Origin of the sequence: Pararhodonellum marinum (assembly GCF_015354735.1) — a bacterium.
Classification (GTDB): Bacteria; Bacteroidota; Bacteroidia; order Cytophagales; family Cyclobacteriaceae; genus Pararhodonellum; species Pararhodonellum marinum.
This window is the reverse complement of sequence record NZ_JACEFJ010000002.1, coordinates 592,887-618,173: the sequence shown is the minus strand read 5'-3', so window position 1 is coordinate 618,173 and position 25,287 is coordinate 592,887. Positions and strand designations below refer to the sequence as shown.

Below are 25,287 nucleotides of genomic sequence, written 5' to 3'. Positions count from 1 at the left end.
CCCCAACTTTATGAAATGGATAGCCTGTCTTTTCCTTGCCTTCTTCAGTTTATCTCAAGCCACTGCCAAACTGAGCTTGACCCTGCTTAGGTGCGAAAACCGCGTCAACCCGGTGGGACTGGATGTAACAGAACCCCGGTTTTCCTGGGAGTTGGTGTCCGACAAAAGAGGGACCTTGCAGACAGCCTACGAGGTAAGGGTCAGTAAAACAAGCAATTTCAAAAATCCGGTCTGGGCCTCAGGCAAGGTGGAATCAGGACAATCCATACTGGTAAAGTATCAAGGCGAAAAGCTGATTCCCAACCAAACCTACCATTGGCAAGTAAGGACATGGGACAATCAGGGTCAGGTTTCAGGTTGGAGCAGTGCTGCTACATTTAAAACGGGGTATTTTGGGGCTTCCGATTGGAGTGCACAATGGATTGGTCAGGGATTCCCGGAGGAGAAAAGCAGGCCAAGTCCCTATTTTAGAAAAGAATTTGCCGCAGAGAATAAAATTGAGCAAGCTACCGCTTACATTTCAGCCAGAGGACTTTACATGGCTTCCATCAATGGCAACAAAATCGGAAATGACTACCTGACCCCTGGCTGGACCAGTTATCACCATCGCATTCAATACCAGGTGTATGATGTGACTGAGCTGATCCAATCGGGTCAGAATGCAGTCGGCGTGGTTTTGGGAGATGGCTGGTACAGGGGATCCATCGGCTTTACCGGTCAGGAGATGTTCTATGGAGATGAATTGTCTTTCCTGATGGAAATCGTCCTGGAATATGCTGATGGGAGCAAACAAAAAATCATTTCTGATGACAGCTGGACATCGGGCAAAGGGGCGGTTTTGAGTTCAGACATTTACAATGGTGAAACTTTTGATGCCAGGTCGGAACCCAAAGGATGGAATCAAGTGGGATTTGAGGCATCGAGCTGGATGCCTGTAAAAACCAAAGATTATGGCTACGAGGACTTGGTCGCCACATACAATGAACCCATCAGGGCACAGGAAAACTTTCCAGTAAAGCAGCTCTTTACAACCACCGATGGGGAAAAGGTGATGGATTTTGGCCAAAACCTGGTGGGTTTTGTCCGGTTTAAAGTCAGAGGAAATGCAGGGGATACGGTCAAGCTTTCCCATGCAGAGATTTTGGATAAAGAAGGCCGGTTTTACACCGATAACCTGAGAGCAGCCAAACAGCAAATCACCTACATTCTCAAAGGCGGGGAAGAAGAAATCTATGCGCCTTATTTTACTTTTCAGGGATTCCGGTATATCCGGCTCGATGCTTTTCCGGGAGAGATCAAAGAGGCTGATTTTACGGCTGTTGCCCTCTATTCGGATATGGAAACTACCGGAAGCTTTACCACTTCACATGAATTGCTGAACCAACTGCAGCACAACATCAAATGGGGCCAAAGGGGCAACTTTCTGGATGTGCCTACGGACTGCCCGCAGCGGGATGAAAGACTGGGTTGGACCGGAGATGCACAGGCATTTTCCAGAACGGCAACATTTAATTTGAATGTACATCCCTTTTTCACAAAATGGCTAAAGGACGTTGCCCTTGACCAAAAAGAAGATGGGGCTATTCCCTTTGTGGTGCCCAATGTCATCGGTGAAGGAGCTACGGGTTCGGCAGGCTGGGCAGATGCTGCCACCATCATCCCTTGGGACATGTACCTGGTGTACGGAGATACCAGCATCCTTGAGACCCAATATGAAAGCATGCAAAGTTGGGTGGGGTATATGGAAAATACAGCAAAAAATTACCTGTGGAATACCGGCTTTCACTTTGGGGATTGGTTGTTTTACCGTCCTGATGATGACAATGACGGCAGGGCTGCCGTTACCGACAAATACCTTATTGCCCAATGCTTTTTTGCCCATTCCACCCAAATCATGATTCGGACCGCTGCGGTGCTGGGCAAAGTGGAAGATGTCAAAAAATATGAGGCGCTTTTGGCTGAGGTCAAGGCAGCTTTTCTCAAAGAATACCTGACCCCCAACGGCAGATTGGTATCAGGAACCCAGACCGCGTATGTACTGACCCTGCACTTTGACATGCTCCCGAATAACCTGAGGCAACAGGCCGCAGACCGCTTGGCCGAAAACATCAACAGCTATGGTCACCTGACCACCGGTTTTTTGGGCACCCCTTATCTCAACCATGTATTGTCAAGGTTTGGTTATGATGACTTGGCCTTTCAGCTTCTTCTCAGAGAAAAATACCCTTCTTGGCTTTATCCGGTCACCATGGGTGCCACGACCATTTGGGAGCGATGGGACGGGATCAAACCGGACGGATCTCTTCAGACTCCCAATATGAATTCCTACAACCATTATGCTTATGGGGCCATTGGAGACTGGATGTACCAGCACCTGGCCGGGATACAATTGGTTCCTGAGCATCCCGGTTACCGTCAGTTTGTCATCAAACCCAAAGTGGGTGGCGACCTCACTCAGGTAAAAGGAAGCCTCAAAACCTATTATGGTGAAATCATTTCAGATTGGAAAATTGAAGAGGGTAAATTTAACATGACCGTTCAAGTCCCCGCCAACACCCAGGCCATGCTTTACCTGCCCTCCTCAGATAAAAGCCGCATTTTGGAAGGTGGAAAAAACATGTCCACTAAATCTGCCTGGTCCGCAATGCCTTTGGAGGGGGAATATACGCCGGTTAAATTGGGTTCAGGAAACTATACTTTTGAAGTTACTGACTGGAAAGCTGAGGAACTAAACACGGACTAATTTGATGGGATAAGTTTTGCCTGCATTCCACTGGCATACATAGAGGTTATCGTCCTGGTCCAGGCATACATCATGACAATGCTTGAAAATGGGCTGGTCCTGCACCATAAGCTGCAATAGCCCGTCTTGATAGACAGGAGCAGTACCACCGGGATTGGATACGACCTTATCGGAAGCATCCAGAATGGTGACGAAGCCTGAGTTGTCCATGGGCTCCAGGTATTTGCTTCTGGACCAACAAACCCCCGAATACAGGTGATCCCCATGAATGACTGGCCTGCATACAAATGCGCCAGGAAGAAAAACGGTCTCCAGATATTGGCCTTCCATGCTGAACCTCTTGAATGAATTATGTACCCTTGAGGTACAAATCAGGCTGGGAGTTTTGCCCTTTCGGGTCTCTATGCAGATGCCATGGGCGGTTTTGAACTGCTCATCCCCATGCCCATCTCCGCCAAACTTCCGGATAAATTCCCCATTGTGGTTGTATTGCAAAAAGTATTGAGATCCATAGCCATCCGCAATATATAGATCACCGTTTGGAGCCACCGCGGTTTCTGTAGGCGTATAACGCATCCCTTCCTGATAGATTCCTTGGGTAAGGGGATTTGGGATTTCAGAGATGATCCTGCCTTTCAGATCAGTTTTGACCACCCGGCCCCCATTGTCCACGATCCAAAGCATCTCCTCCCCACCTTCATTGACCAGGCTCAGTCCATGGGCTGCCGGCAAGTCAAGCGTCCATGTTTCCAGCAATTTGCCCCCTTGGTCATAAATGATGATGTTGTTGCGCACCTCATCCGTCAAGAGGATCATACGGCCTTTTTGATCCATGACCATTTCATGACAATTGAGCACCGGAGTGCGAGAACTGTCCAACCTGCCCCATTCGGGAAGTACTTTATAGGTAAAATCACCGTGACCGATGACGGTGTCTTTGCCTAGGGCCCAGGTCAGGGAAGGAGATGCCGCCATGGCCATTCCGGCTAAAGCCGATTTTTTCAGGAAGGTCCTTCGATTCTTTTTCATAATCACAAAAACATTTTTGGGGTTTTCTCTAAATTTAAAAAGATTTTCAAGATTACAATTCATTTTTATTAACTTGGATCAATGCTCAAACCTTAACCCAAACCGATGAAAACCTATTCAAGAAAGATTTTATTCCTTTTGCTAGCTCTGATTTCCTATCCCCTTTGTGCTCAGGAAATTGCCCTTCAACTCTACAGCCTTAGGGAGCAAATGAAAGAGAATCCGGTAAAATACCATGAAATGATCGCCCAATGGGGAATCCAAAATCTAGAAGGCGGCGGAACCTACGGCATGTCTCAGGAAACCTATGATCAATTGCTCAAAGACAACGGACTAAAAATCATCGGAGTGGGTGCCAATTACGAAACCCTCAAAAATAACCCACAGGAGATCATCGACAGGGCCAAGCATTACGGAGCAAAATATGCCACCTGCACCTGGATCCCCCATACGAATGGAGAGTTTTCTTTCAAGGAAACCAAGGAAGCGGTTGACTTATTCAATGAAGCAGGAAAAATCCTTAAAAAATCCGGTATCACCCTGGCCTATCACCCTCATGGTTATGAATTCAAACCACACGAGGGAGGAGTTTTATTCGACTATTTTCTCAAAAATGCCAAACATTTTGATTTCAACATGGACGTGTATTGGGTGCAGATGGGCGGGGGTGACCCTGTGGCCATCATGAAAGCCTATCCAAAGAAATTCCCCATGCTTCACGTCAAAGACCGTGCCCACGGAACTCCCGGCAGTACGGATGGTAGAGGAGATGTGGAGTCCAATGTGCCGCTAGGTACCGGGGACTTGGACATGGAAGGCATCATCCTTCAGGCCAAAAAGAACCGGACCAAATACCTGATCATTGAAGATGAATCGTCAAGGTCAGTGGAACAGATCCCCCACAGTGTAGGATTCATCAAAAAAATTCTGGATCGATAAGCCCCATGGAAGACAAGCAACTGAGAAGCCGGCAATGGTTTGGCCGGAAAGGAAAAGATGGGTTTATTTACCGTGCTTGGATGAAAAATCAGGGCTTTCCTGATCATCTTTTTGAGGGCAAGCCCATCATTGGCATCTGCAATACCTATTCAGAACTCACCCCCTGCAACGCTCATTTTCCCGCCTTGGCAGAGGCTGTGAAGCGTGGGGTTTGGGAAGCCGGAGGCTTTCCGCTGGAGTTTCCCGTCATGTCCCTGGGAGAATGTACCCTGAAACCCACCGCCATGCTTTTCAGGAACCTGGCCAGCATGGATGTGGAAGAAAGCATCCGTGCCAACCCTTTGGATGGCGTTATTTTGCTGTGTGGATGTGACAAGACCACCCCCTCCCTGGTCATGGGGGCCTGTTCTGTCAATATTCCGACCATGGTCGTGTCCGGAGGACCGATGTTGGCAGGCAGGTTCAAAGGCAAAAAAATCGGTACATCTGACCTTTGGCGCTTTGTAGAAGACCATAAAACCGGAAAGATGAGCCAGGAGGAGTTCGTTGCAGCAGAGGCGGCCATGGCCCGATCCCCGGGACACTGTGCACCCATGGGCACTGCCTCCACCATGGCGGCGATGGTAGAATCCCTTGGTCTTGCCTTGCCCGATAATGCCACCATACCTGCGGCTGATTCCCGACGCAAGCGCCTGGCCCACCTGGCAGGCATACGCATGGTGGAAATGATCAAGGAAAATGTCCTTATGACGGATATTCTCACCCGTGAGGCTTTTGAAAATGCCATCATGGTCAATGCCGCTCTCGGGGGATCCACCAATTTTATCATTCACCTTTTGGCCATAGCAGGAAGAATCGGGGTGGAGTTGAACATTGCTGATTTTGATCGGCTTTCAGCCAAAATCCCCCTATTGGCCAATGTGCAGCCTTCGGGAGAACATTTTGTGGAAGATCTTTTTTATGCGGGTGGCTTGCCGGCAGTCATGAAAGAGATGGAGCAATTCCTCCACAAAGATCAGCTTACCGTCAACGGCAAAACCATCGGGGAAAACATTTCCAAAGCCGAATGCTGTGACCGCAACCTGATCGGTACTTTGGAAGCGCCTTTTAAACCTGACTCCGGCATTGCGGTGCTCAAAGGCAATTTGTGCCCCGATGGGGCTGTGCTCAAACCCTCCGCTGCTACCCCTAGACTGATGACCCATACCGGCAAAGCGGTCGTCTTTGAAAACATTGATGATCTGAAAGCCCGCATCGATGACCCGAATCTGGACATCGACGAGGACTCAGTGATGGTATTGAAAAATGTGGGCCCCAAAGGTTACCCGGGAATGCCCGAGGTGGGTAACATGCAAATCCCCGAAAAACTGCTGAAAAAGGGCGTCAAGGACATGGTCAGAATCTCAGATGGCCGCATGAGTGGAACAGGATATGGCACCGTGGTCTTACACATTTCACCTGAAGCGGCTGTTGGGGGCAATTTGGCTTTGGTGCAAAACGGCGACCTTATTCGGCTGGATGTGCCAAACAGATCCCTGGATCTATTGGTGGAACCAACAGTTTTGGAACAAAGGAGGATGGCATTTGAATCAGAAAACCTTGGTTACAACCGTGGGTATGCCAAACTATTTATAGAGCATGTGAACCAAGCCCATGAAGGGGTGGATTTTGATTTTTTGAAGGGGTCTTCAGGTTCGGTAGTCAAAAGAGATTCTCATTAAATCATGAAAAATCAGGTAGCCATCATCACCGGAGCCGGGAAGGGAATCGGCAGGGAAATCGCCAAGCAATTGGTCATCAAAGGGGCGGCTGTTTTGCTCAATGACCTGGATGCGGAGTTGGCTGAGGAGGCAGCCAAGTCCATCAGGGAACAAACCAAAGGTCAATGTAAGGGAATGGGTGGAGATGTCAGTGACTTGTCTTTTTTGGAAAAATTCGTGGATAGGGCCCTTTCTGAATTCGGGAGATTGGACATGGTAGTGGCCAATGCGGGCATTACTTTGTACGGGGATTTCTTTACTTTCCCAGAAAAAGATTTCTACAAAGTCTTACAGGTCAATTTGGGCGGTAGTTTCTTTTTGGCACAAACGGCGGCTAAGGTGATGAAAAAACAAGGTGAAGGGGGATCCTTCCTGTTTACCTCATCGGTGACTGCCCATCAGGCACACCTTGACCTTGCGGCTTATGGGATGACCAAGGCAGCCATAGAGATGCTCGCCAAAAATCTGGTCATCGACCTTTCTCCGCATAAAATCAACGTCAACAGCATCGCCCCAGGTGCGACCCTGACGGAAAGGACCCAAGAAGATCCCGATTATGCCAAAACCTGGGCCAAGATCACGCCCCTGGGTCGGCCTGCTTCTGTGGAAGACATCGCACATGCTGCGGTGTTTTTGTTATCACCGGAGGCGAGACATATCACCGGACAAAATTTGATCATTGATGGGGGATGGACCAGCATCAGCCCTTTGCCAAAGTAGTGGACCTGCTCTAAAGTGAAGCTTCCATCAACAAGGGAAAAAACTGACCTTCCATTTTGGCCCCCTTTGGGATGATGGGTACTCCTTTGAGCAAGGTTTCGTCCGAATTGGACAGGGTACCTTCGGCGAATACATTGAGCACAAAAGCACTTCTGGATCTCGAAGAACGGTTTTCATAGCTGCCATGCACCATCAGCGGATGGTGGAAGGTGCCCTTCCCGGCTTCAAGTTCGATGGGCACAGGATTGAAAGCTGCCTTTTGGGCTTCGTTCATAAATTCCATCAGGCCATCCATGTTTCCTGCCAAGGCCGGTTTTTCCAGTAATCCCCAAGTATGGCTTTTGGGGACATAGTAGAGACATCCATTGTCCACTGTCGCATCATCGAGACCACACCAGCAGGTCAGGTGCTGCATTTTGACGGTTCGGGTCCAGTAGGAATAATCCTGATGCCAAGCCACCACTCCCCCATGGCGGGCGGGTTTGCAAAAGAGTTGGTCATGCCAAAACCTGAGGCCCCGCTCTCCCAGAAGCTGATGTGCTGCCATCACAAAGGCGGGATTCCAAATCACATCATGGAAAGCCCTGGAAATCCGCCAATGCCCGAGAGAATGAAAGAGCACCGAATCAGGATCTTCGGATTCATTGCTGTGAAATTCATGGAACAAATGATGCAAGGGATGTGAAGGGTCAGCCACTTCTTCTAAATCCTTTTTTAAAGCCGAAATCTGATCTGAATTCAATAGTGTAATGCCTGAAAGATAGCCTTCCTCCTGAAAAAATTCCAGTTGTCCCTTGCTAAGGCGATAGGGTTCCCACTCCTTCTTGCTTTTTGGCCAGGGAAACAGGTCTGTAAGCGGGTGGTGGAATTGGGAGAGGTCTTCCATGTCATTTTGGATTTTAAACCCAATTTAAGCATTCGTCCTGAATTTCCATCAGGTGATGGGGACTGACAAATTTGGCTAAATATTTAATCAAGAAATCATGCTAATTCTCACGTCAATTTTTTATCTTCAAATTTAAATCAAAAAGTCTTTATGAAAATCTTATCATGTTTATTGTTGGTTATGGGCTATTTTATTGCTCCGTCTTTTGCTCAGGAAAAAGTAGTGGAAAGGGAACGTAAAGTCTACACCTCTTCGGGTGGAGAATGGATTTTTTCTTCCGGGACTTTGGACAACCTCAACAATGTGGTCCGCTTTTCTCCGGTATTCAATTTCCAGAACCTGGTCAATTTCGATGAAACTGACCGTTTTGGCTGGTTTACCGGACTCAATCTGAGAAACGTCGGTTTCATCTACGATGAATCCCCTTCAGTTCGAAAAAAAGCCAGGGTGTATAACTTAGGCATACCGCTCGGGGTGAAAGTAGGGGACTTAAGCAACCGCTTTCTATTTTTTGGATATGAACTTGAAATGCCCTTGAACTACAAGGAAAAGACATTTACCAATGAACGGAGAACGGATCGCTTCAACGTCTGGTTCAGCGATAGGGTAAGGCCTTTCCAACATTCCCTTATGGTAGGCATGGGCCTTCCCAAAGGCACAAGCATTAAATTCAAGTATTACTTCAGCCAGTTTTACAACCGAAATTTCCAGCAAACGGATGCAAATGGCATCACCAGCAGGCCTTATGAAGATCTCAATGTGAACATATTTTATGTCTCCCTGAATTTCTCATTGTTCAGGAATACGGACTTTTATTACCTGGATAAATAAAACAGTCCAAATTAAGCCATTCTGCTTGCTACTGATTTGGGTTATTGAGGAAATTCCCATCTGGGTGAAGATTGACGAAGACGCTAGGTGTATCTTCACCTTATCAAAGTGAATTGGCAATTCAACAACGAAACAGATTGTATTATTTGAGAATAAGATAGAAGTATAAAACTTCGGAGAAAATTTTTAGAAAATCCTGAAAAAAGGTCAAAGTTAGCCAAGCGACAAAAGCTAAGCCCCATCCCTGATCAAAAAAACCAATTTTTCAAAACCATATTTTCAGGGACATTCTTTATCTTTCCATTTGACGTCACCCTGAAAAAAATATGCTGAAGCGCGGTATCCGGAAGTGGGATCTGTTTTTTTTGATTATCAATGGTGTTATCGGAGCTGGTATTTTTGCCCTGCCGGCCAAGGTATTTGCGCTCTCAGGTGCTTATTCTCTTTTGGCCTTTGGCGTCTGCGCCCTGATGATGTTGGTGCTGATTTTGGTTTTTGCCGAAGTGAGTTCCAGATTTGAAAAAACAGGTGGACCCTACCTCTATGTGCATGCTGCTTTTGGTCCTGTGCCTGCCTTTATCATAGGCTGGCTTTTGCTGCTGACCAGGCTTTTCAGCTATGCCACACTGATCAATCTGATGGTTCTCTACCTCTCCTTTTTTTCTGATGTTTTTATGGAGGCCTCCATCCGGATTGCCATGATTTTGGGAATTACCTTTGCACTGACCCTGCTCAACTGGATCGGGGTCCGCAGTTCTGCCCGAGTGGGAAATGTACTTACGGTTGCCAAACTCTTTCCCTTGGCCATCTTTATCATCGTGGGCTTGTTTTTCCTGGACACGGACCTGATCAACTTTGCCGAGCGCCCTGATTTGACTGCTTTCTCTGCCTCCACCCTCTTGCTGATTTTTGCCTTTGGCGGATTTGAGTCCGGTTTGGTCAACAGCGGGGAGATCGAAAACCCCAGAAAGAATTTACCTTTTGCCCTTATTGCTGCTACCTTGGTCATCACCCTTTTTTATGTCCTGATCCAATTGGTTTCTATAGGGACTTTGCCCGAGCTGGCCCAATCTGACAAACCCATCGCCGATGCCGCACAGGGCTTTATGGGTTGGGGAGGTGGTTTGTTGATCACCTTAGGTGCGGTGGTTTCCATTTTAGGAACCTTAAATGTGCAGGTACTGAGTGGCTCAAGAATGCCATTTGCACTCAGTGAAGAGGGTCAGTTTCCGCAAATCTTCTCCCGGGTCCACCCGAAATTTGCCACTCCGGTGGTTTCCTTGTTGTTTTTTGGCATCTTGGTGGGCTTTGTGTCGGTATTTTGGGGATTTATGAGCAGCCTGGCCATATCTGTGATTTCACGCCTGCTGATGTATATTTTGGTTTGTGCCGCTTTGATCCGACTCAGACAAATTCACCCTGGCAAGGGCTATTTCCGAATACCATTGGGAAAGTTCTTTGCCATTTTTGGGATCCTGATGTCCATTTGGCTGCTTTCGGGCACGGATCTTCTGGAAATCCGCGATGCTGCCCTGTGGACCGGTCTGGGACTGGTGATTTATGCCGTTCATTATTTTGGAAAAAGAAGAATACGGTGATTGATCAGGATGAAATACCGGAGCTCAGAATTCTGAAAAAATCATCCCATACCTCATGTTTTGGTCGAATGGGATTTTTATCATCCCCCATTCTCACAATGACCATGTTCCATTCCGGAATGATGAAACACATGTTGTGGTTTAACCCGCTAAGATAGGCCGTGCCAATCGGGGCATGAGGCATTCTGCTCAGGCCATCTTTGGAATTGACCCACCAGTTAAACCCATAAGAACCAGAGCCCTTGACATTCGCTCTATCTCCTCTAAAGACAGGTAGCCCAGAAGGCACTTGAGGGCTTGTGGCCTCACGGACAAATCGTGCACTAACCAGCTGCTCCTCCTTCCATTTGCCCCGATTCAAAAATAGCCAACCTATTCTTGCCAGCTGGGATGCATTCAGATGTACGCCTGTGCATCCGTTGTTTATGTCTATTCCGGCGGAAGTAGTTTGTTCTGTACCCCAGTGCCATTCTCCTAACCCTATTTTTTGCATAATGGCTACATCCAAGTACTCATGCATGGTCCTTCCAAGTACTTCGGTTAGGCCTTTTCCGAACATCATCTGTGCCTCATCCCAATATTCAAAATGGCTCCCAGGTTCAAAATGTGGCGCTTCAGGGGAATAGGGAGTCAGAGACCAGTCCGCATTTTCATCCTCCCAGCGGCTCCTCCCTTCTGCACTATACCCTGAAGTCATGGTGGCAAAGTGTCTCCAAGTCAGTGTCCCATATTGATATTTCAACTCCGGCAAAATTTCTGCTACATGGTCGTCCAACCTTATTTTTCCCTCATCAACCAAAAGCCCCATAACCAAGGAAGTAAAACCCTTTGAGCAAGAATAAATGTTTTGGGAACGCTCCACAGCATCACCACTGAAGATGACTTTGCCATTTCTTATCACCATCACTTGGCGGATTCCATCCTCAAAAGATTCATTCCGGAGGAATTCCAAAGCATGAGATAGGTGGGTCTCATCTACTCCAATCTCCTCATGCTGGGCATAAGACCATGTAACACCTGGATATTCTATTGGTTGGCTTGGTCTACAGGAAAATATAACACTGAGTACAAATAGATTAAAGACGAATTTCAGACGCATCTTGGTTAGGATTTTATGATTAAATGTAATGAAATTATGCCAATTTGGATAAGCTTGCTTATAGTCTTAAAGCTGTTACGAACCGGGCAATGAAAACAGTTGGAAAGTAAGAATGCTCCACTCTGCCAAGAGCACCACGGGCGATGGACTACGTGAACGGGACAACGGTTTTTTTCTGTGATGTATATTTTATGTTGTTGGAACATCTCAGGCCGCTTTTGTCGGTCAGCCGGATTGACAAAGTGACTTTTTCAAAGCTGTTCATCTTCGATTCGACCACCATACGGCTTTTTTCGGACATCATGAAAGGCGTGGGCCGCAATCCCAAGAACGAGGGAAAGAAGAAGGGAGGCAGAGTAGTGAGGATTATATCTGCCTAACTGATATGGTAAGGGGTGAAGAAGGTGAAGACCATATCAGATACTGGATGCGGAACAGAAATACGGTTGAGTTTATCGGACTTTGGGAAACCCTTCATAACCCAGGTTTTAAACCTGTCGAATTCGACACCTTAGAAAAAAAGCTGGACTTAATAATTTTAACCTGACGCCGAGAAAGTGGATTGAAGCGACGAACGCAATTGGGATTTTTTCAAAATCTGGCAGATATGGGGGTACTTATGCCCACAAAGAAATCGCTTTTGAGTTTGGCTATTGGATAAGTCTAATGTTCAAACTTTTGCTATAAAGGGATTTTTTATGAATTTCGGATTGATCTGAAAACCAAAAGAGCCATAGAACGGAATATTGAAATAATGGGTGAGGCAATGTTCAGAATCCTAAAGGTGGATTCCACCTTCAAGATCAAAAACGCCAGAAAGATTGTTGACACAAGGAATAGAATCATCCATGGATATCACGGTGTATCCGAAGAAACTATCTGGTCCATTGCAATCCGAGATTTACCGGAACTGGAAAGTGAAATCGATGATTTACTGGAAGGTGCTAGGCAATAGGCACCGGCCAAAAAATAATTTTTGATTTTGGAGGCAATACCCACGAACTACGAAATCATTATCTTTAAGCGATCAGATGTTAGATTTCAGGATACAACTCCTGATGCCCGTCGTCTTCAAGCAGAATCCTGATGCCCAAAAACTCAATGAAATTCCTGCTTCACCTAATTATTTTTGTCCTTTTGACAATCATAACCCAGATTGGTGGTATGATCTATCTGATTTCAATTTTAGCAATCAGGAAAACAACTGAAAAAAGGGGACTAAAACGATTTGGAATTTTCGTTTTACTTTATCTCATCGCAACCTATCTGATTGTCCCAAATATCGCCCCGATTTTTGGGCGGGAAAAAATCAAAGAAACTGAATCATTAAAAGCTCATTCCATATTTTACACGCTCGCTAACCGAAATTACGTCCGGCCAGAATTAAACAAATCCATCGAGCGGATTTCAGCAGAATTCAGCAATCGGAACAACGGAATTAAAATGCTTTACCTTGACGCCAATTTCCCATTTATAGACAAATTCCCCCTTTTGCCCCATCTTAGCCACAATGACGGAAAAAAGATAGACATAGCTTTGATTTATGAAACCAACGGGAACTTGACCAACAAAAAACGTTCAATAAGTGGGTACGGAGTCTTTGAAAATCCAACCCAAAACGAGTTTGATCAAACTACAGTTTGTAAAGAAAAGGGCTTTTGGCAATATGACTTTCCCAAATACCTAACTCTAGGAAAAATCAACAAGGACATTGAGTTTTCAAAAAGAGGAACACGGGAACTGACTAACCTAATTTTAATCCAAAGCGAAATTGGAAAAATTTTCATCGAGCCACATTTAAAGACCCGACTGGATTTGAGTAATGAAAAAGTGAGATTTCACGGTTGTCAAGCTGTAAGACACGATGACCACATCCACATTCAATTAAAATAAAAAAATACTGCCTCCCGTCTAACGGTTAAGGTGGAATCTCACCCACATACCATTCACAACCTGTCCCGTCACATAGTCATCGGCTTACGGAGCTTCCCGAGTACTCGGAGAATGGCTTCGAATAACCGCCATATCCAAGCTGAATTACATTAGTAGCAAGGCGTGACGAACCCAATGGCAGCCTTGCTACTGAAAACAATGGCATTTTTAGCAAAACAAACAAATCTAAACGTATCAAATCGTATTATTTTGTATCTAAGCGACAATCACATAGTGACAAAAATTCACCTAAATATGGGTATTTTTTAGTTTCAGAAAATTAACTATGTTTGGATGCAAAAACGAAAAGTTTCTATATCATCCAATGAAAACAAATTCTTTTAGAAAATTCCCGACAGTTGTTTGGATTTTGTTTGTTGCCATATTTTTATTCAGATGTACTTTCGAACCTCATGATGAATACATATCCTCAATTAAACCACCTGAACCGATCACTGTTAGTTTCATCGTGAATGACCCGGGAATTAAAGACTACACCTGAATATTCAAAATTGAATTTAAGTATCGAAACTGAAATTAAACCATTTGTAATGGTCAGGTAGACACCATCCCTTAAAAAAATACCACGTTTTCTTGGAATTGAGACAAAACCTAACGTATCCTATACTAGACCCTTACTAGGCCCTAAGGTATCTATGCCGGAACACCATGGCAAAAAGGATGTAAATTGAATTATTAGATCTCCTTAGAACAAAAACGAAGGGAGGATATGGTTTTGTGGCCCTGCTTGCGTATAGTGCATCGCGGTAAGCTAGATCATGGGGATCTATAAGTTGAAATTTTTGAATAATTGGGTTTTGGTGGCAAATTGAAATATGAAATATTTACCCTTGATCTTCTTTGCAGGGGGGTGATTCCGAACAATAATCATATCGAAATGAAATCACTCTCCCTTCTCCCCCATTACTCCGTACTACGCTTATACTTGAACGTTGGGTGTAATTTGACCTCAACAAGAAAAGTCATCACAAATTTGAGTTATACGGACTTATTTTTAATATTTGTACGTATAGAAATAATTGACTATGGACACTAAATTGACTTTAAAGCTTAATCAAAAGATTATTGAGAAAGCCAAAGAATATGGTTCCAACAAAAAAATCAGTTTATCTCGACTTATTGAAGCCTATTTACAATCCTTGACTACCGAAAATGACACCTCTGAATTTGAGATTTCGCCATTTGTGAAAAGCATTGCGACGGGAACTGAAATACCAACTGATTTGGACTATAAAAAAGAGTATGCTGATTATCTAATGGAGAAGTACAAATGAGCAAAAGGATTTTTATTGACACCAATATTTTGTTGGACTTTTTAGGAGAACGGAAACCTTTTTACGAGCCCATAGCCAAAATTGCAACTTTAGCAGAAAAAGGAAAATTAACAATTATTGTTTCCCCTATTTCCTTTGCAACGGTAAACTATTTTCTTGCAAAATTCGAGAGCCCAAAAATTGCGAAAGAAAAACTAAGGAAATTCAAAATAATCAGCAAAATAAGTTCTTTAGACGAACATACAGTGGAAAAGGGACTTAATTCTTCCATCAAAGATTTTGAAGATGATTTACAATATTTCAGTGCGACAGAATCGGAATGCGAAATAATAATAACAAGAAACGGAAAGGATTTTAAAAAATCGTTATTACCTGTAATGACAGCGGACGAATTTTTGAAATCTTTAAATACAAAATAAATACACACAGTCGAGAAGGTAAAGGGGAATCCCACCCCATAAACCGCTTACAGAACCGTATCCCGATGAAAAATCGAGACATGCTGTGAATCTCTCGATTCATACAGTTCTTATTATGCAGTCGGTTATAGTCAGCTATGCGAGACTAATTTGTACCCCAGTTCCCAGTGATAGAACAGGTTTGGAAAAGAAACTGAATTAAAATGCCTAAAGCTAAAATAATTATGTTAGTAGCTATTCTTAACATTCTATCAATGGATGTGTTCGCTTGCTCATGCAGTCGTGCCTGGAGAAATAGTTTTTTATCTAATGTAGGGCGGTTTGATGTAATTGCAATGGGGACAATTGGACAGCCGAATTCAGATGACGGATTTGGCAAACCTTACCTAAATATTACAAACCTATATAAGGGAAAAGTAAATGATTCTATCATTCAACTTGTGGATGGCGGTCTTGATTGTAGACATATTTGGAATGCAGATTCTGGAGTTCAGATAATTGTAGGTTTAATCATAGATAATCATAAAAACAATCAGAATGAAGTCCAGTATTACGGAGCCGGCTGTATAACATCTGTTTTAGTTTTAAGCGAAAAAGATAGAGTGATTTCAAACTCAAAACATATTGATTATGCTGGACAGGTACGTAAAGCCAGAGTTAGCTGGTTATTTAGGAAAATGAAGCTTCGAAAATTTGAAAGAAAGTTCAAACCATTACCCCACTGAAATCTAAATAATCAATAACCCCCTATTTATCCTTCTTTCTGCAAAGCAACCATACCGTAGTCGTGATGGCAGCATAAATGGCCACTTTTTCGATCAAGCCAATTTTGTCATATTTCCATTGGGCAGGCCAGCCTTTTTCTGCGATGATATTTGGGAAGTTGCCCTGTTTGATATCATCTATGATCCCTTCAATGGCATTGATCCGGTCGGCCAAAATAAGTGGAATCCAGTGACTGAACTCGCCTTCCCCATGCTCAAAGGCAAAGCGTCTTAATTTGCCGCTCAAACCAGAGGGTTCCGGCCCTAAGCCATACACCGCACTTACATTCGGTCTTTCGTTGGAATGCAGGACTTCTTGGATAATGGGTTGTTGCTTTTGACCCCTTCTTTCGTATTTCAATGGGCCCTCTTTTCGGTTTTGCATCGGATAGGTAGGATCGTTTTTGGGATCCGCATCTATTCCCCAACCTTTTATATGCGAATTATCTCTTGTCTCATTGTTCATGGTTATCTACTTTTAAGGCTAACAGATTATGGAATCAATACAGGTTTGATCATGTAATCCAGTTTATCGGAAAACATTCTATAGGCATCAGCTGCCTCCTCCAAGGGTATTCTGTGCGTAATCAGCTCCTTCGGATTGATGATACCATCCTGCACATGTTTGATCAATCTTGGAAGCAGTCTTTTGACGGAAGCCTGTCCCGCCCGGATCGTGATGCCTTTATTCACCACATTGCCGATAGGTACCAGATTTCCCGTAGGACCATACACACCCACTACCGAAACAATTCCGCCTTTTTTCACAGAGTTGATGGCCCACTCCAAGGCAGTGGCTGATCCTGCCTGAAGCAATAATTTCCTGCCTGTGATGGTTTGCAAAGCATCGCCGGCTGCTTCTGCCCCCACAGCGTCTATGCATACATCGGCACCAACCCAATCCGTGATTTGTTTGATGAACTTTACGGGATCTTCTATGGAAAGAAAGTTGTAGACTTCGCAGTCCGCATATTTCTTGACAAAATCAAGCCGGTATTCTTCCTTATCGATCACAATCACCCGTCCTGCCCCAAACAGCCAGGCACATTTGGCGGCCATGATTCCCACCGGCCCTGCACCAAACACCACTACCGTATCTCCTTTTTGGATGCCGCCCATTTCGGCCGCTTGGTAGCCGGTGGGCAAAATGTCGGTAAGCAGAACAGCATCATCAAGATCCATGTTTTCAGGAATGACCATAGGGCCAACATTCGCATAAGGCACCCTTACGTATTCCGCTTGACCACCCTGATGGCCTCCTGCAAGGTGGGAATAACCAAATATTCCGCTCAAGGCGGTAGACTGAGCATTGGATTCATGGCAGGAAGAATACAATTCTTGCTCACAAAAAATGCATTCTCCACAAGCAATGTTAAATGGTACGATCACCTGATCTCCCACCTTGATGTTGGTCACATCAGGGCCAATATCAGCCACCGTTCCGACAAACTCATGGCCAAAAATACTGCCTACCCTTGTGTCGGGTACATTTCCATTGTATAAATGAAGGTCAGAACCGCAAATACAGGTCCTCGTTACTTTGATGATGGCGTCTTGTGGATGCTGAATTGTGGGGATTGGCGCATCTCTGTCCACACGGATTCTTCGTTTTCCTCTATAATTAGTTGCGAGCATAATGGTATATTGAGAATTGATGGTTAAACAGGATAAAAAGAACAATGAACATTGTAGCGCTTAACGGCAACCGTGGCTTTCAATGACTATCCTATAAAGCTATGAATCAAACCATTGTATTTCTTACACAAATCACAGGTAGATTTACAAATAAGACTGCTCAGGCAAATTTTAAAGATATTGATTTAATCTTGAATTTTTTAAAGACAATGAATAGCAGGCAACATATTATGCAAGGAATGGAAGCCCTGAAAGATCCGATAGAATCCAAATCGATAGTTTTTAGTGTAGTAATCAATAAAAAAGCTGATTAATATCATTATCCAAATCCAATTTTTAAGGGAAATTTGATTTGTTAAACCATTCAATTGACAGTTATTCGCTACAAGGTCTTATTCTGTCCAATGATGACTCTTAACTGCAATCAATCTCTTACATCATGAATTCAATTCAACTTGAATGTGAAATTACAGGTCATGAAAATAAAGAAACCCTGTTTTTTGTGCATGGCGCAGGGGGAAATGCGGGTCAATTTAAACAACAGCACCGCTTTTTCTCCGATCATTACAAGGTAGTTTCGGTATCCTTAAGAGGACACGGAGAATCCCCTTCACCCTCTCCTAATACCACCGACCAATATTCCTTAACACTTTTGGCAACCGATATTATCCATTTGATTGAAGACCTGAAGTTGGACCGTATCCATTATGTGGGCAATTCCGCAGGTGGGGTGTTGGGGTATATTGTTGTCAATAGAATCCCAAGCCGTTTTTTGAGTTTGACCACCTTCGGAACCACAAGTCAGATGAACATACCCAGGTTTCTGGCGCCTGTAGTCAGAGGAATTGATACGTTCATGCTCAGGTTTTTTACAAATTGGTATTTAAAATTTGTGGCATCTCATGCGGGATTGAATGAAGAATCCAAGGACATTTCCTATCAGATGCTTTTGAAGGCATCACAGGCAATTCCACATATGAGGTATCATTTGGTCAAATATGATTTTACATGGATGATCGAGCAAAGCCCAATTCCATATACTTTGATCAAATGTGAATTTGATCGTGATATTAACCGAGCTTTAAATACAACCCTAAGCGCTGTTGCTAAAAACGAAAAAGCAAAAGTCGTGGACCTTAAGGGTGTTGGCCATATGGCCAACCTTGATAACCCTGAGATATTTAACAAGTGCCTCACGGGAATTTTAAAATCCCTAATAATAAAGAATAGGAGATGAAGATAGGATTATTTTCAAGTAACTACGGAGATGTTTATTATGAGTTGTCAGGCGTGGAAAATGCCCCTATTCTTGTTTTTATCCATGGTGTAGGCATGGACCGACTTACTTTTCAGGAGCAGGTTGAGTTTTTCCAATTGCAATACAGAACCTTGGTCTGGGATCTGCCAGGACATGGGAGCTCGTCAATAAAAAATTACAATAAGCGATTTACCGAAATTTCTGCCAATTGTTTGAATGAGCTAATGGAAGAACTCCAAATTTCCCAAGCAGTTTTGGTAGGTCAGTCTTTGGGTAGTATGATTGCCCAGTATTTTCAGTTAAAGCACCCCGAAAAATTATTGGCTGTGGTTCATGCTCCTGGAATTGAATTGAAATCCCATGTTGGTAAATGGGCAAAAATACTGGTTCCTTTTTTCACCTTTTTGATGGGTTTGATTCCCGAAAATGTGTTTTCAAAGTCTTTTGGAAAACACAGGGCAGTAAAGAAAGGCGTTCAGGATTATTTGTCTTCCACCATGAAGAAGGCCGGAAAAAAGTTTGCCCTTCAAATAACTGCTGATATGTGCTATGATTTGATCGATTCCTCGCCCCAACCTAAAAAAGTGCCCTTGTTGATACTTTATGGGGATATGGATCTTTCATTTATCAGAAAAGCGTCCAGATCCTGGCATGCCCAAGAATCTTTGAGCCATTGTGTGGCCATACCTCATGCCAACCATATTGCCAATCAAGATAATCCAGAGGCATACAATATGGCTTTGCATGAGTTTTTGAAAAGGGTTTTAATAGATTAGACCTGCTGAGTCAAAAAAATCTATTTATAACGAGCCCGATTGTGGCAGACAGGTATCTACCAAAATCTATATGCTATCTATTCGCTTAATTGTAAAAAACCAGTATTTTAAAGATCAGGCATCTATGAAAAGAAAAAAGTTTTACCTCGCCCTAATCTTATTTTTCCTCGGGATGTTGGGCATGTTGTCCATGTTGACGGTGGATATCCCTTTACCGGATGAGATATTATCTGTCTTGGGAGATCAGTTTACGCCATTTCAGATTAAATTGCTGATTTTGATCAACCCAACCATTATTTTGATAGTGGCTGTACTTGTGGGAACTTTACTTTACCAAAAAGTCAACCTCAGCGTTCCTATTATTGAGAAATTTTTGGGCATCAAAGAAGATACTATCCAAATTCCACAAATAATTCTATATGGAGTTTCTGGGGGAATCCTCACAGGAATGGCATTGAGCATCCTCGGACTTTTAAAGTTAATCTCCCCTTCGGAATTTGAACTCCTCAGCGGACAACTTCACCTTACGCTTGCGGCAAGGTTTTTATATGGTGGCATCACAGAAGAAATCTTTATGCGCTTTGGTTTGATGACGCTGTTGGTTTGGTTGACAGCTAAGCTTTCTAAGGGACTCAAGCCAATAGTATATTGGATAGGTATTATCCTCTCATCCCTGATTTTTGCGGTAGGTCATTTCCCTGTAGTCTTTCAAACTGTAGGAAATCCCAGTATAGTCATGATAAGTTACGTGCTTTTAGGCAACACCATTGGAGGGCTTGTATTCGGATGGCTCTATTGGAAAAAAGGCTTAGAGAGTGCCTTCCTCGCTCATATTTTTGCTCATGTTGTCATGGTACTCACAGAAAGCATATTTTAATGGATTCAGATAATATAAATAGCAAACCCATTCCGGTCCGGTTCTTTGTGATTACTTTTCTATGGTCTTGGCTGTTATGGCTTCCCTTTGTGTTGGGTGGTGTAGGCATCTGGAACTGGAATGAAAGCCTGCGCGGCAGTTTGAGTATGCCTGCCATCCTTTTGGGTGCTTTTGGTCCTGGTATTGGAGCGATTTATTCCATTAGAACCCTGCAAGGAAAGTCATTTGTCAGACCTTTCCTTAAGTCCTTTCTTTCTATCAAATTTGGTTGGAAAGTTTGGCTTATCATTCTTGGTGCAATGGGTATTGCTAATTTTTTAGCCTGGTATCTTCCCGGGTTTTTTGGATATGAAAGATTACCTATGCTCTTGCCCACGATTTATGTGTTCCCTGTTTATTGGCTTTTGATGATCTTTTTTGGTGGGGGTCAGGAAGAAATCGGTTGGAGGGGATATATCATGCCTTACTTGGAGTCCAAGTTTGGCTTGTGGTATGGGAATACGATTTTGGGATTAATTTGGGCCTTCTGGCATTTGCCTTTATGGGCTATTCCTGATTCTTTTCAGGTGTTTATGCCTTTTCCAGCTTTTCTGATTGGATGCATTGGATTGTCGTTTTTTCTGTCTTGGGTGGTCAAAGCTTCAAAAAACAAACCCATGTCTGCCCTGGTTGCCCATGGTACTTCCAATGCATTCCTGCCGATATTTCCTAGTTTGGTGATGTCAACAGAAGTTTTTCAATTTCATTTTTGGCTACTTGAGTTCCTTGTATTTGGAATAGGGATAATGGCCTTACTATTCATGAAAATCAAAAATCCATCTACTCCCTACCCTTAACAACCAGATTTTCCATATGTTCCCTTAGCATTTACCATTTTTGTAACTTTTATTAACTTCAACCTCAGAAAATTGAATCAAGAAGTCTAATTGCTAAAAAGGTACTACGGACATCTGGCAAAAGCATGACGATTCAGGGAACAGTTAAAAATTTGGCCTAAGGAAGTATTTAGGAAGAAAAAAAGTAAATAAACTCATATGAACAAGTTACTGACATTAGTAGGATTCTTAGGACTAGGATTATTTGGATTTAAAGCTGAAGATGCAACAGCCCAAGAAAGCCGGCGATTTTTTACTTTTACCCCTATTACCGAAATTGATTTTAATAAAGCTTTAAATACCAATTTCAATGCCCATTTTGTAACCAACATCCCAGACCCTACAAAACTTGAAAAATCATTTGAGTCCATTGAAAAAACTTACAATGAATGGGAAAAAGAACTCGCTAAAAGGGAATTATGTAATTCACCAAGATGCCTTACTTCCTTTGAAGCACATTATCCTACCCTGGATTTATATTTGTTTTACATACTTGACAATCATTATACAAAAGCTAGTTTCGTAATTGCCAGCACCAATGAAATGGCTTCAGGTTATCGGAGATTTCGAGGCTCTTTTGGTGTAATGTCTATCGACGGTCTTTGGGTCGGGCTTGAGAGAGAAGGAAGTGATAATTACCTGCAAATTGAAATATGTAAGTCATCAAAAAATGGGGTTTGGCCACTTTTTACATTTGATTTTCATGGTTTAGATATCAATGGAGAAGAAAAAACTCCCATGTTTTGGGCAGACAAAAATACCATTTACATAGCCACCCGTGAATATGATCAGGTTGAAAATGATCACTTATTTAAATATTACGCCCTTGAGTTTGAATATTAAGTAAGGCAGAAAAAATGTGGATAATATCCCTAAACCGGAAGCCAACCTTGGTCTGGTCTGCCATTCAAGTTGGACACTTTAAAACCAAATTTTCAGACATCCCAGTCAGACCGCTTTTACTGGTTTACACTTCAGGGATAGACAAAAAAATCAAAGACAATTGGATAATGTGCGACCTTTTAATTGAAACTGCACGGTTACGCATATACTGCTGAAATTAAAAAGCAAGAACCATGGCAATGTAAAACTGATCAAAGCGGTTGATCAATTTTTTTCAGACATCTAAAATGCCAAGTGGACCAAACAGACTGAAATAAAAGAAACCCGACCTGATACAGATTGTGTGCATAGCAATGGATTTTACTTTTCCGATTTGAGTATTCATCGGACCATGGTTTTAATAGTGTTCGAAGAAAATGAAGCAACTGTAATCTGGACAGGCTCACATGATGAGTATGGTCATACATTCAAAGGTAACAAGTCACCAATTGAGAAGTGGTTACGTATTCACAAACTGATCTAAAATGGATAAATTTTCAATACAAAATATTACTTCACTAAGCAGTGAACTTGAATATGAGAAAGCCACATCTTTGTTTTTACAACTTAGGGTGCTGGTAAAAACCGATAAATCTTATGTACCCATTAGGAATCATTTGCGTGATTTGATTAAAAATTTCGAAAAAATACATTGGACGAATGAAGATACGATTGCTAACAATCAGATCAAGGAGAGCGATTTGGCTGAAGCAATAATTGAATCCGAAAATGAATTTTATCAAACGAGAAAAGAGCTGATTAAAAAAAACCTTAAACAGGCTGGATTAAACCAAAATGATTTGGCTAAGATTTTAGGCCATAGAAAAGGATACATGTCAGAATTGATCAACGGGCTGAGACCTTTTTCTAAGGAGGATTTAGTAATTATTAACCGGCTTTTTAAAATAAAAATTGAGTATTTAATTCCAGCCTTCATTAACCAAGAAAGAGCTACTCTAATTAAAAAAACCTTGGAATCGCTTTCAAATAAAAAAATAAAATTGTCCAACCGAGATTTAATGTTTAAATGACTTGACAAGGATTTAGCAGAATTTATAATGATTTCAGTTATTTTTAAATCACGCCTTTGTAAAATTAGCATCTTTAACCAAATATAAAGTTCCACAGCTACCGCTTCATTTTTGGAGGCTTCTTCAAATTAATCTCCTTTTTTTCTAAGGACTTACTTCTATAAGTAAATAATAATACTATTTTTGTATACCGTATACGGATTTAACTTTTATTTTGACATTAACAAGGCCTATGAAAACCTATAACATTGCCGTGGTTCCAGGAGATGGAATCGGGCAGGAAATCGTACCTGCCGCCGTAAAAGTACTGGAAGCTGCCGCTCAGCTTTTTGATTTTTCCCTGTCGCTCACCTATTTTGATTGGGGTGCCGGCAGGTATCTCAGAGAAGGCGCCTTTATGCCTGAGGACGGACTGGAACTCCTGAAGGCCTTTGATGCCGTGTTTTTTGGTGCCGTGGGATTGGCTGAGGTGGATGATACCCTACCGGCAAAACTCTACACTTTCAAAGTCAGAACGGCCTTCCAACAATATGTCAATTATCGTCCTGTCAAACTTTTCAAGGGGCTGGAAAGTCCTTTGAAAACCAAAACGGCAAAAGACATCGATTTTGTAGTCATCCGGGAAAACAACGAAGGGGAATTTGTCCAGTCAGGAAGCATATTCAGGCCAGAAGATCCCGAAGGATTTGGTCTGGATACCAGTATTTTCACCAGACAGGGCATCGAACGGGTTGCCCATTATGCGTTTCAATTGGCCCGAAAGAGGAGAAAAAAAGTCACCAATGTGACCAAATCCAATACCCTGATCCATAGTCTCAAGTATTGGGACGCCGTCATTGAAGAAGTGGCCTCCCAATATCCGGATGTGGCGCTTGTGAAAATGTACATCGACAATGCCAGTGCCAACTTTGTACTGCATCCGGAATATTTTGATGTCATCCTGACCACCAATCTTTTTGGGGATATCCTCAGTGATTTGGGTGGGGGTATCATGGGAAGTTTGGGTTTGGGTGGCAGTGGCAACATCAATCCGGAAAAAAACTTTCCCTCCATGTTTGAACCCATCCATGGGTCAGCCCCGGACATAGCTGGTCAAGGCATCGCCAACCCGGTAGGAACCATCTGGTCTGCAGCCCTGATGTTGGAACATCTGGGAGAAAAGGAGGCCTCTGCAGAAATGGTGCAGGCCATAGAGCGTACATTCGAAAGCGGTTTAAAAACGAAAGACCTTGGTGGTACAGCCAAAACTTCCGAATTTGCAGCAACCGTAATCAAACAGCTACATGCCTACCATGAAATGGATTGACCTCACCCTTACCTTATCAGTCAACATGCCCGGTGTCTACATCAGGCAGGTCAAAACCTTGGAATCGGATGGATGGAATGCCCGAAACCTGGACATTTACACCCATGCCGGGACCCATATGGATGCTCCTGTTCATTTCGGCATTCCGGGGCCTACCATCGATCAATTTACCCCGGATCAACTGACCGGAAAAGCCTGGGTCATAGACCTGCAGAACAAAGAAGACAGGTACCTGATCCTTATCGAGGATTTGGGAGAAGCGGCAGACAAAATCCAGGAAGGAGACAGCCTGATCTTCAAAACCGGTTGGAGCCAATTTGTCGAATCAGATCCTCACAAATACCGAAATAGATTGCCCAGGATAAGCGAAGACTTGGCCAATTGGATGGTCGCAAAAAAAATCAAAATCCTAGCTGTGGAACCTCCTTCTGTGGCAGATGTCAACGACCTCTATGAGGTAACCAGAATTCACCATATCTTATTTAAAGGAGGAGTCATAATCGTAGAAGGCATCTGCAATGTAGCAGCAATTGAAACCGAACAGGTTACCTTGATGGTGTGTCCGCTCAAAATAAAAGACGGAGATGGTGCTCCAGCCAGGGTTCTGGCGGGTATCTCTGAATAGATGCATG

28 protein-coding genes and 1 pseudogene are annotated in these 25,287 nt (G+C 43.3%); 24 read left to right on the top strand and 5 right to left on the bottom strand.

Translation table 11 applies throughout. The features are described from left to right. Positions 1–10 precede the first annotated feature (10 nt). Positions 11–2,743, top strand: a complete 2,733-nt coding sequence (locus H1A14_RS06465; protein ID WP_194775393.1) for a glycoside hydrolase family 78 protein — start codon at positions 11–13, stop codon at positions 2,741–2,743. Here H1A14_RS06465 and H1A14_RS06460 read toward each other — a convergent pair. Further along, positions 2,729–3,772 (bottom strand): twin-arginine translocation signal domain-containing protein, encoded by a 1,044-nt coding sequence (locus H1A14_RS06460; RefSeq protein WP_194775392.1) that lies wholly within the window; start codon positions 3,770–3,772, stop codon positions 2,729–2,731. The genes H1A14_RS06465 and H1A14_RS06460 overlap by 15 nt on opposite strands. A 105-nt stretch (positions 3,773–3,877) precedes the next feature. Between H1A14_RS06460 and H1A14_RS06455 the strand changes: the two genes are divergently transcribed. From H1A14_RS06455 to H1A14_RS06445, 3 genes are read left to right on the top strand one after another with little or no spacing between them, the layout of a single operon-like run. After that, a complete protein-coding gene (locus H1A14_RS06455) occupies positions 3,878–4,711 on the top strand; it encodes a sugar phosphate isomerase/epimerase family protein (protein ID WP_194775391.1) in 834 nt (277 codons plus the stop codon). Positions 4,712–4,716: 5 nt separating this feature from the next. Continuing rightward, on the top strand, positions 4,717–6,432 hold the full coding sequence (locus H1A14_RS06450) for an IlvD/Edd family dehydratase (protein WP_194775390.1): 1,716 nt from the start codon (positions 4,717–4,719) through the stop codon (positions 6,430–6,432). Positions 6,433–6,435: 3 nt separating this feature from the next. Beyond that, a complete protein-coding gene (locus H1A14_RS06445; protein WP_194775389.1) occupies positions 6,436–7,191 on the top strand; it encodes an SDR family NAD(P)-dependent oxidoreductase in 756 nt (251 codons plus the stop codon). Between the two features lie 10 nt (positions 7,192–7,201). On the opposite strand, the gene H1A14_RS06440 is transcribed toward H1A14_RS06445, so the two are convergent. After that, positions 7,202–8,077, bottom strand: coding sequence for a phytanoyl-CoA dioxygenase family protein (locus H1A14_RS06440; protein WP_194775388.1), 876 nt, complete (start codon positions 8,075–8,077; stop codon positions 7,202–7,204). Between the two features lie 150 nt (positions 8,078–8,227). On the opposite strand from H1A14_RS06440, the gene H1A14_RS06435 reads away from it, so the two are divergent. Both H1A14_RS06435 and H1A14_RS06430 read left to right on the top strand, forming a co-directional pair. Next, entirely contained in the window at positions 8,228–8,908 is a 681-nt protein-coding gene (locus tag H1A14_RS06435; protein WP_194775387.1) for a hypothetical protein, read from the top strand. 326 nt (positions 8,909–9,234) lie between these two features. Further along, the gene (locus H1A14_RS06430) at positions 9,235–10,506 is read left to right on the top strand and encodes an APC family permease (RefSeq protein ID WP_194775386.1); all 1,272 of its coding nucleotides are present in this window, start codon (positions 9,235–9,237) and stop codon (positions 10,504–10,506) included. Between the two features lie 4 nt (positions 10,507–10,510). On the opposite strand, the gene H1A14_RS06425 is transcribed toward H1A14_RS06430, so the two are convergent. Beyond that, positions 10,511–11,605 (bottom strand): serine hydrolase domain-containing protein, encoded by a 1,095-nt coding sequence (locus tag H1A14_RS06425; protein ID WP_194775385.1) that lies wholly within the window; start codon positions 11,603–11,605, stop codon positions 10,511–10,513. 143 nt (positions 11,606–11,748) lie between these two features. On the opposite strand from H1A14_RS06425, the gene H1A14_RS23155 reads away from it, so the two are divergent. The 8 genes from H1A14_RS23155 (at position 11,749) to H1A14_RS06390 (ending at position 15,976) form a co-directional block, all read left to right on the top strand. Further along, a complete protein-coding gene (locus tag H1A14_RS23155) occupies positions 11,749–11,985 on the top strand; it encodes a hypothetical protein (protein ID WP_228527614.1) in 237 nt (78 codons plus the stop codon). A 5-nt stretch (positions 11,986–11,990) separates the two neighbouring features. Continuing rightward, complete coding sequence (locus tag H1A14_RS23295) at positions 11,991–12,152, top strand: hypothetical protein (protein WP_262893957.1); 162 nt, start codon at positions 11,991–11,993, stop codon at positions 12,150–12,152. Next, complete coding sequence (locus H1A14_RS23290) at positions 12,107–12,292, top strand: KilA-N domain-containing protein (protein WP_317174856.1); 186 nt, start codon at positions 12,107–12,109, stop codon at positions 12,290–12,292. The genes H1A14_RS23295 and H1A14_RS23290 overlap by 46 nt, the downstream gene beginning before the upstream one ends. A 4-nt stretch (positions 12,293–12,296) precedes the next feature. Further along, positions 12,297–12,560, top strand: coding sequence for a HepT-like ribonuclease domain-containing protein (locus H1A14_RS06410; RefSeq protein WP_194775541.1), 264 nt, complete (start codon positions 12,297–12,299; stop codon positions 12,558–12,560). 131 nt (positions 12,561–12,691) lie between these two features. Then, positions 12,692–13,498: a hypothetical protein gene (locus H1A14_RS06405; protein ID WP_228527613.1), complete on the top strand. Its 807-nt coding sequence runs from the start codon at positions 12,692–12,694 to the stop codon at positions 13,496–13,498. A gap of 1,085 nt (positions 13,499–14,583) precedes the next feature. Next, the gene (locus tag H1A14_RS06400) at positions 14,584–14,832 is read left to right on the top strand and encodes a DUF6364 family protein (RefSeq protein WP_194775384.1); all 249 of its coding nucleotides are present in this window, start codon (positions 14,584–14,586) and stop codon (positions 14,830–14,832) included. After that, positions 14,829–15,251: a type II toxin-antitoxin system VapC family toxin gene (locus H1A14_RS06395; protein ID WP_194775383.1), complete on the top strand. Its 423-nt coding sequence runs from the start codon at positions 14,829–14,831 to the stop codon at positions 15,249–15,251. The genes H1A14_RS06400 and H1A14_RS06395 overlap by 4 nt, the downstream gene beginning before the upstream one ends. Positions 15,252–15,454: 203 nt before the next feature. Next, a complete protein-coding gene (locus tag H1A14_RS06390; RefSeq protein ID WP_194775382.1) occupies positions 15,455–15,976 on the top strand; it encodes a hypothetical protein in 522 nt (173 codons plus the stop codon). Positions 15,977–15,998: 22 nt separating this feature from the next. Here the strand turns inward: H1A14_RS06390 and H1A14_RS06385 are convergent, their stop codons facing one another. Both H1A14_RS06385 and H1A14_RS06380 read right to left on the bottom strand, forming a co-directional pair. Next, the gene (locus H1A14_RS06385) at positions 15,999–16,481 is read right to left on the bottom strand and encodes a hypothetical protein (protein WP_194775381.1); all 483 of its coding nucleotides are present in this window, start codon (positions 16,479–16,481) and stop codon (positions 15,999–16,001) included. Between the two features lie 26 nt (positions 16,482–16,507). Continuing rightward, a complete protein-coding gene (locus H1A14_RS06380; protein WP_194775380.1) occupies positions 16,508–17,650 on the bottom strand; it encodes a zinc-dependent alcohol dehydrogenase in 1,143 nt (380 codons plus the stop codon). A 101-nt stretch (positions 17,651–17,751) separates the two neighbouring features. Between H1A14_RS06380 and H1A14_RS06375 the strand changes: the two genes are divergently transcribed. From H1A14_RS06375 to H1A14_RS06330, 10 genes and pseudogenes are all read left to right on the top strand, one after another. Next, positions 17,752–17,964, top strand: a complete 213-nt coding sequence (locus H1A14_RS06375; protein WP_194775379.1) for a hypothetical protein — start codon at positions 17,752–17,754, stop codon at positions 17,962–17,964. 125 nt (positions 17,965–18,089) lie between these two features. Continuing rightward, the gene (locus H1A14_RS06370; RefSeq protein ID WP_194775378.1) at positions 18,090–18,887 is read left to right on the top strand and encodes an alpha/beta fold hydrolase; all 798 of its coding nucleotides are present in this window, start codon (positions 18,090–18,092) and stop codon (positions 18,885–18,887) included. Next, positions 18,884–19,684 (top strand): alpha/beta fold hydrolase, encoded by an 801-nt coding sequence (locus H1A14_RS06365; RefSeq protein ID WP_194775377.1) that lies wholly within the window; start codon positions 18,884–18,886, stop codon positions 19,682–19,684. The genes H1A14_RS06370 and H1A14_RS06365 overlap by 4 nt, the downstream gene beginning before the upstream one ends. 124 nt (positions 19,685–19,808) lie before the next feature. Then, on the top strand, positions 19,809–20,561 hold the full coding sequence (locus H1A14_RS06360; RefSeq protein ID WP_194775376.1) for a CPBP family intramembrane glutamic endopeptidase: 753 nt from the start codon (positions 19,809–19,811) through the stop codon (positions 20,559–20,561). Then, a complete protein-coding gene (locus H1A14_RS06355; RefSeq protein WP_194775375.1) occupies positions 20,561–21,397 on the top strand; it encodes a CPBP family intramembrane glutamic endopeptidase in 837 nt (278 codons plus the stop codon). The genes H1A14_RS06360 and H1A14_RS06355 overlap by 1 nt, the downstream gene beginning before the upstream one ends. 198 nt (positions 21,398–21,595) lie before the next feature. Beyond that, positions 21,596–22,279 carry a hypothetical protein gene (locus tag H1A14_RS06350; RefSeq protein ID WP_194775374.1) on the top strand — a complete coding sequence of 228 codons (684 nt, stop codon included), beginning with the start codon at positions 21,596–21,598 and terminating at the stop codon, positions 22,277–22,279. A gap of 298 nt (positions 22,280–22,577) precedes the next feature. Continuing rightward, a pseudogene (locus H1A14_RS23400) lies at positions 22,578–22,802 on the top strand (type II toxin-antitoxin system HigB family toxin); the annotation flags it as partial. Position 22,803: 1 nt separating this feature from the next. Beyond that, positions 22,804–23,349 carry a helix-turn-helix domain-containing protein gene (locus tag H1A14_RS06340; RefSeq protein ID WP_194775373.1) on the top strand — a complete coding sequence of 182 codons (546 nt, stop codon included), beginning with the start codon at positions 22,804–22,806 and terminating at the stop codon, positions 23,347–23,349. 232 nt (positions 23,350–23,581) lie between these two features. Beyond that, positions 23,582–24,655, top strand: a complete 1,074-nt coding sequence (locus H1A14_RS06335) for an isocitrate/isopropylmalate dehydrogenase family protein (RefSeq protein WP_194775372.1) — start codon at positions 23,582–23,584, stop codon at positions 24,653–24,655. Then, positions 24,642–25,280 (top strand): cyclase family protein, encoded by a 639-nt coding sequence (locus H1A14_RS06330; RefSeq protein ID WP_194775371.1) that lies wholly within the window; start codon positions 24,642–24,644, stop codon positions 25,278–25,280. Before H1A14_RS06335 ends, H1A14_RS06330 begins: the two co-directional genes overlap by 14 nt. Positions 25,281–25,287 lie beyond the last annotated feature (7 nt).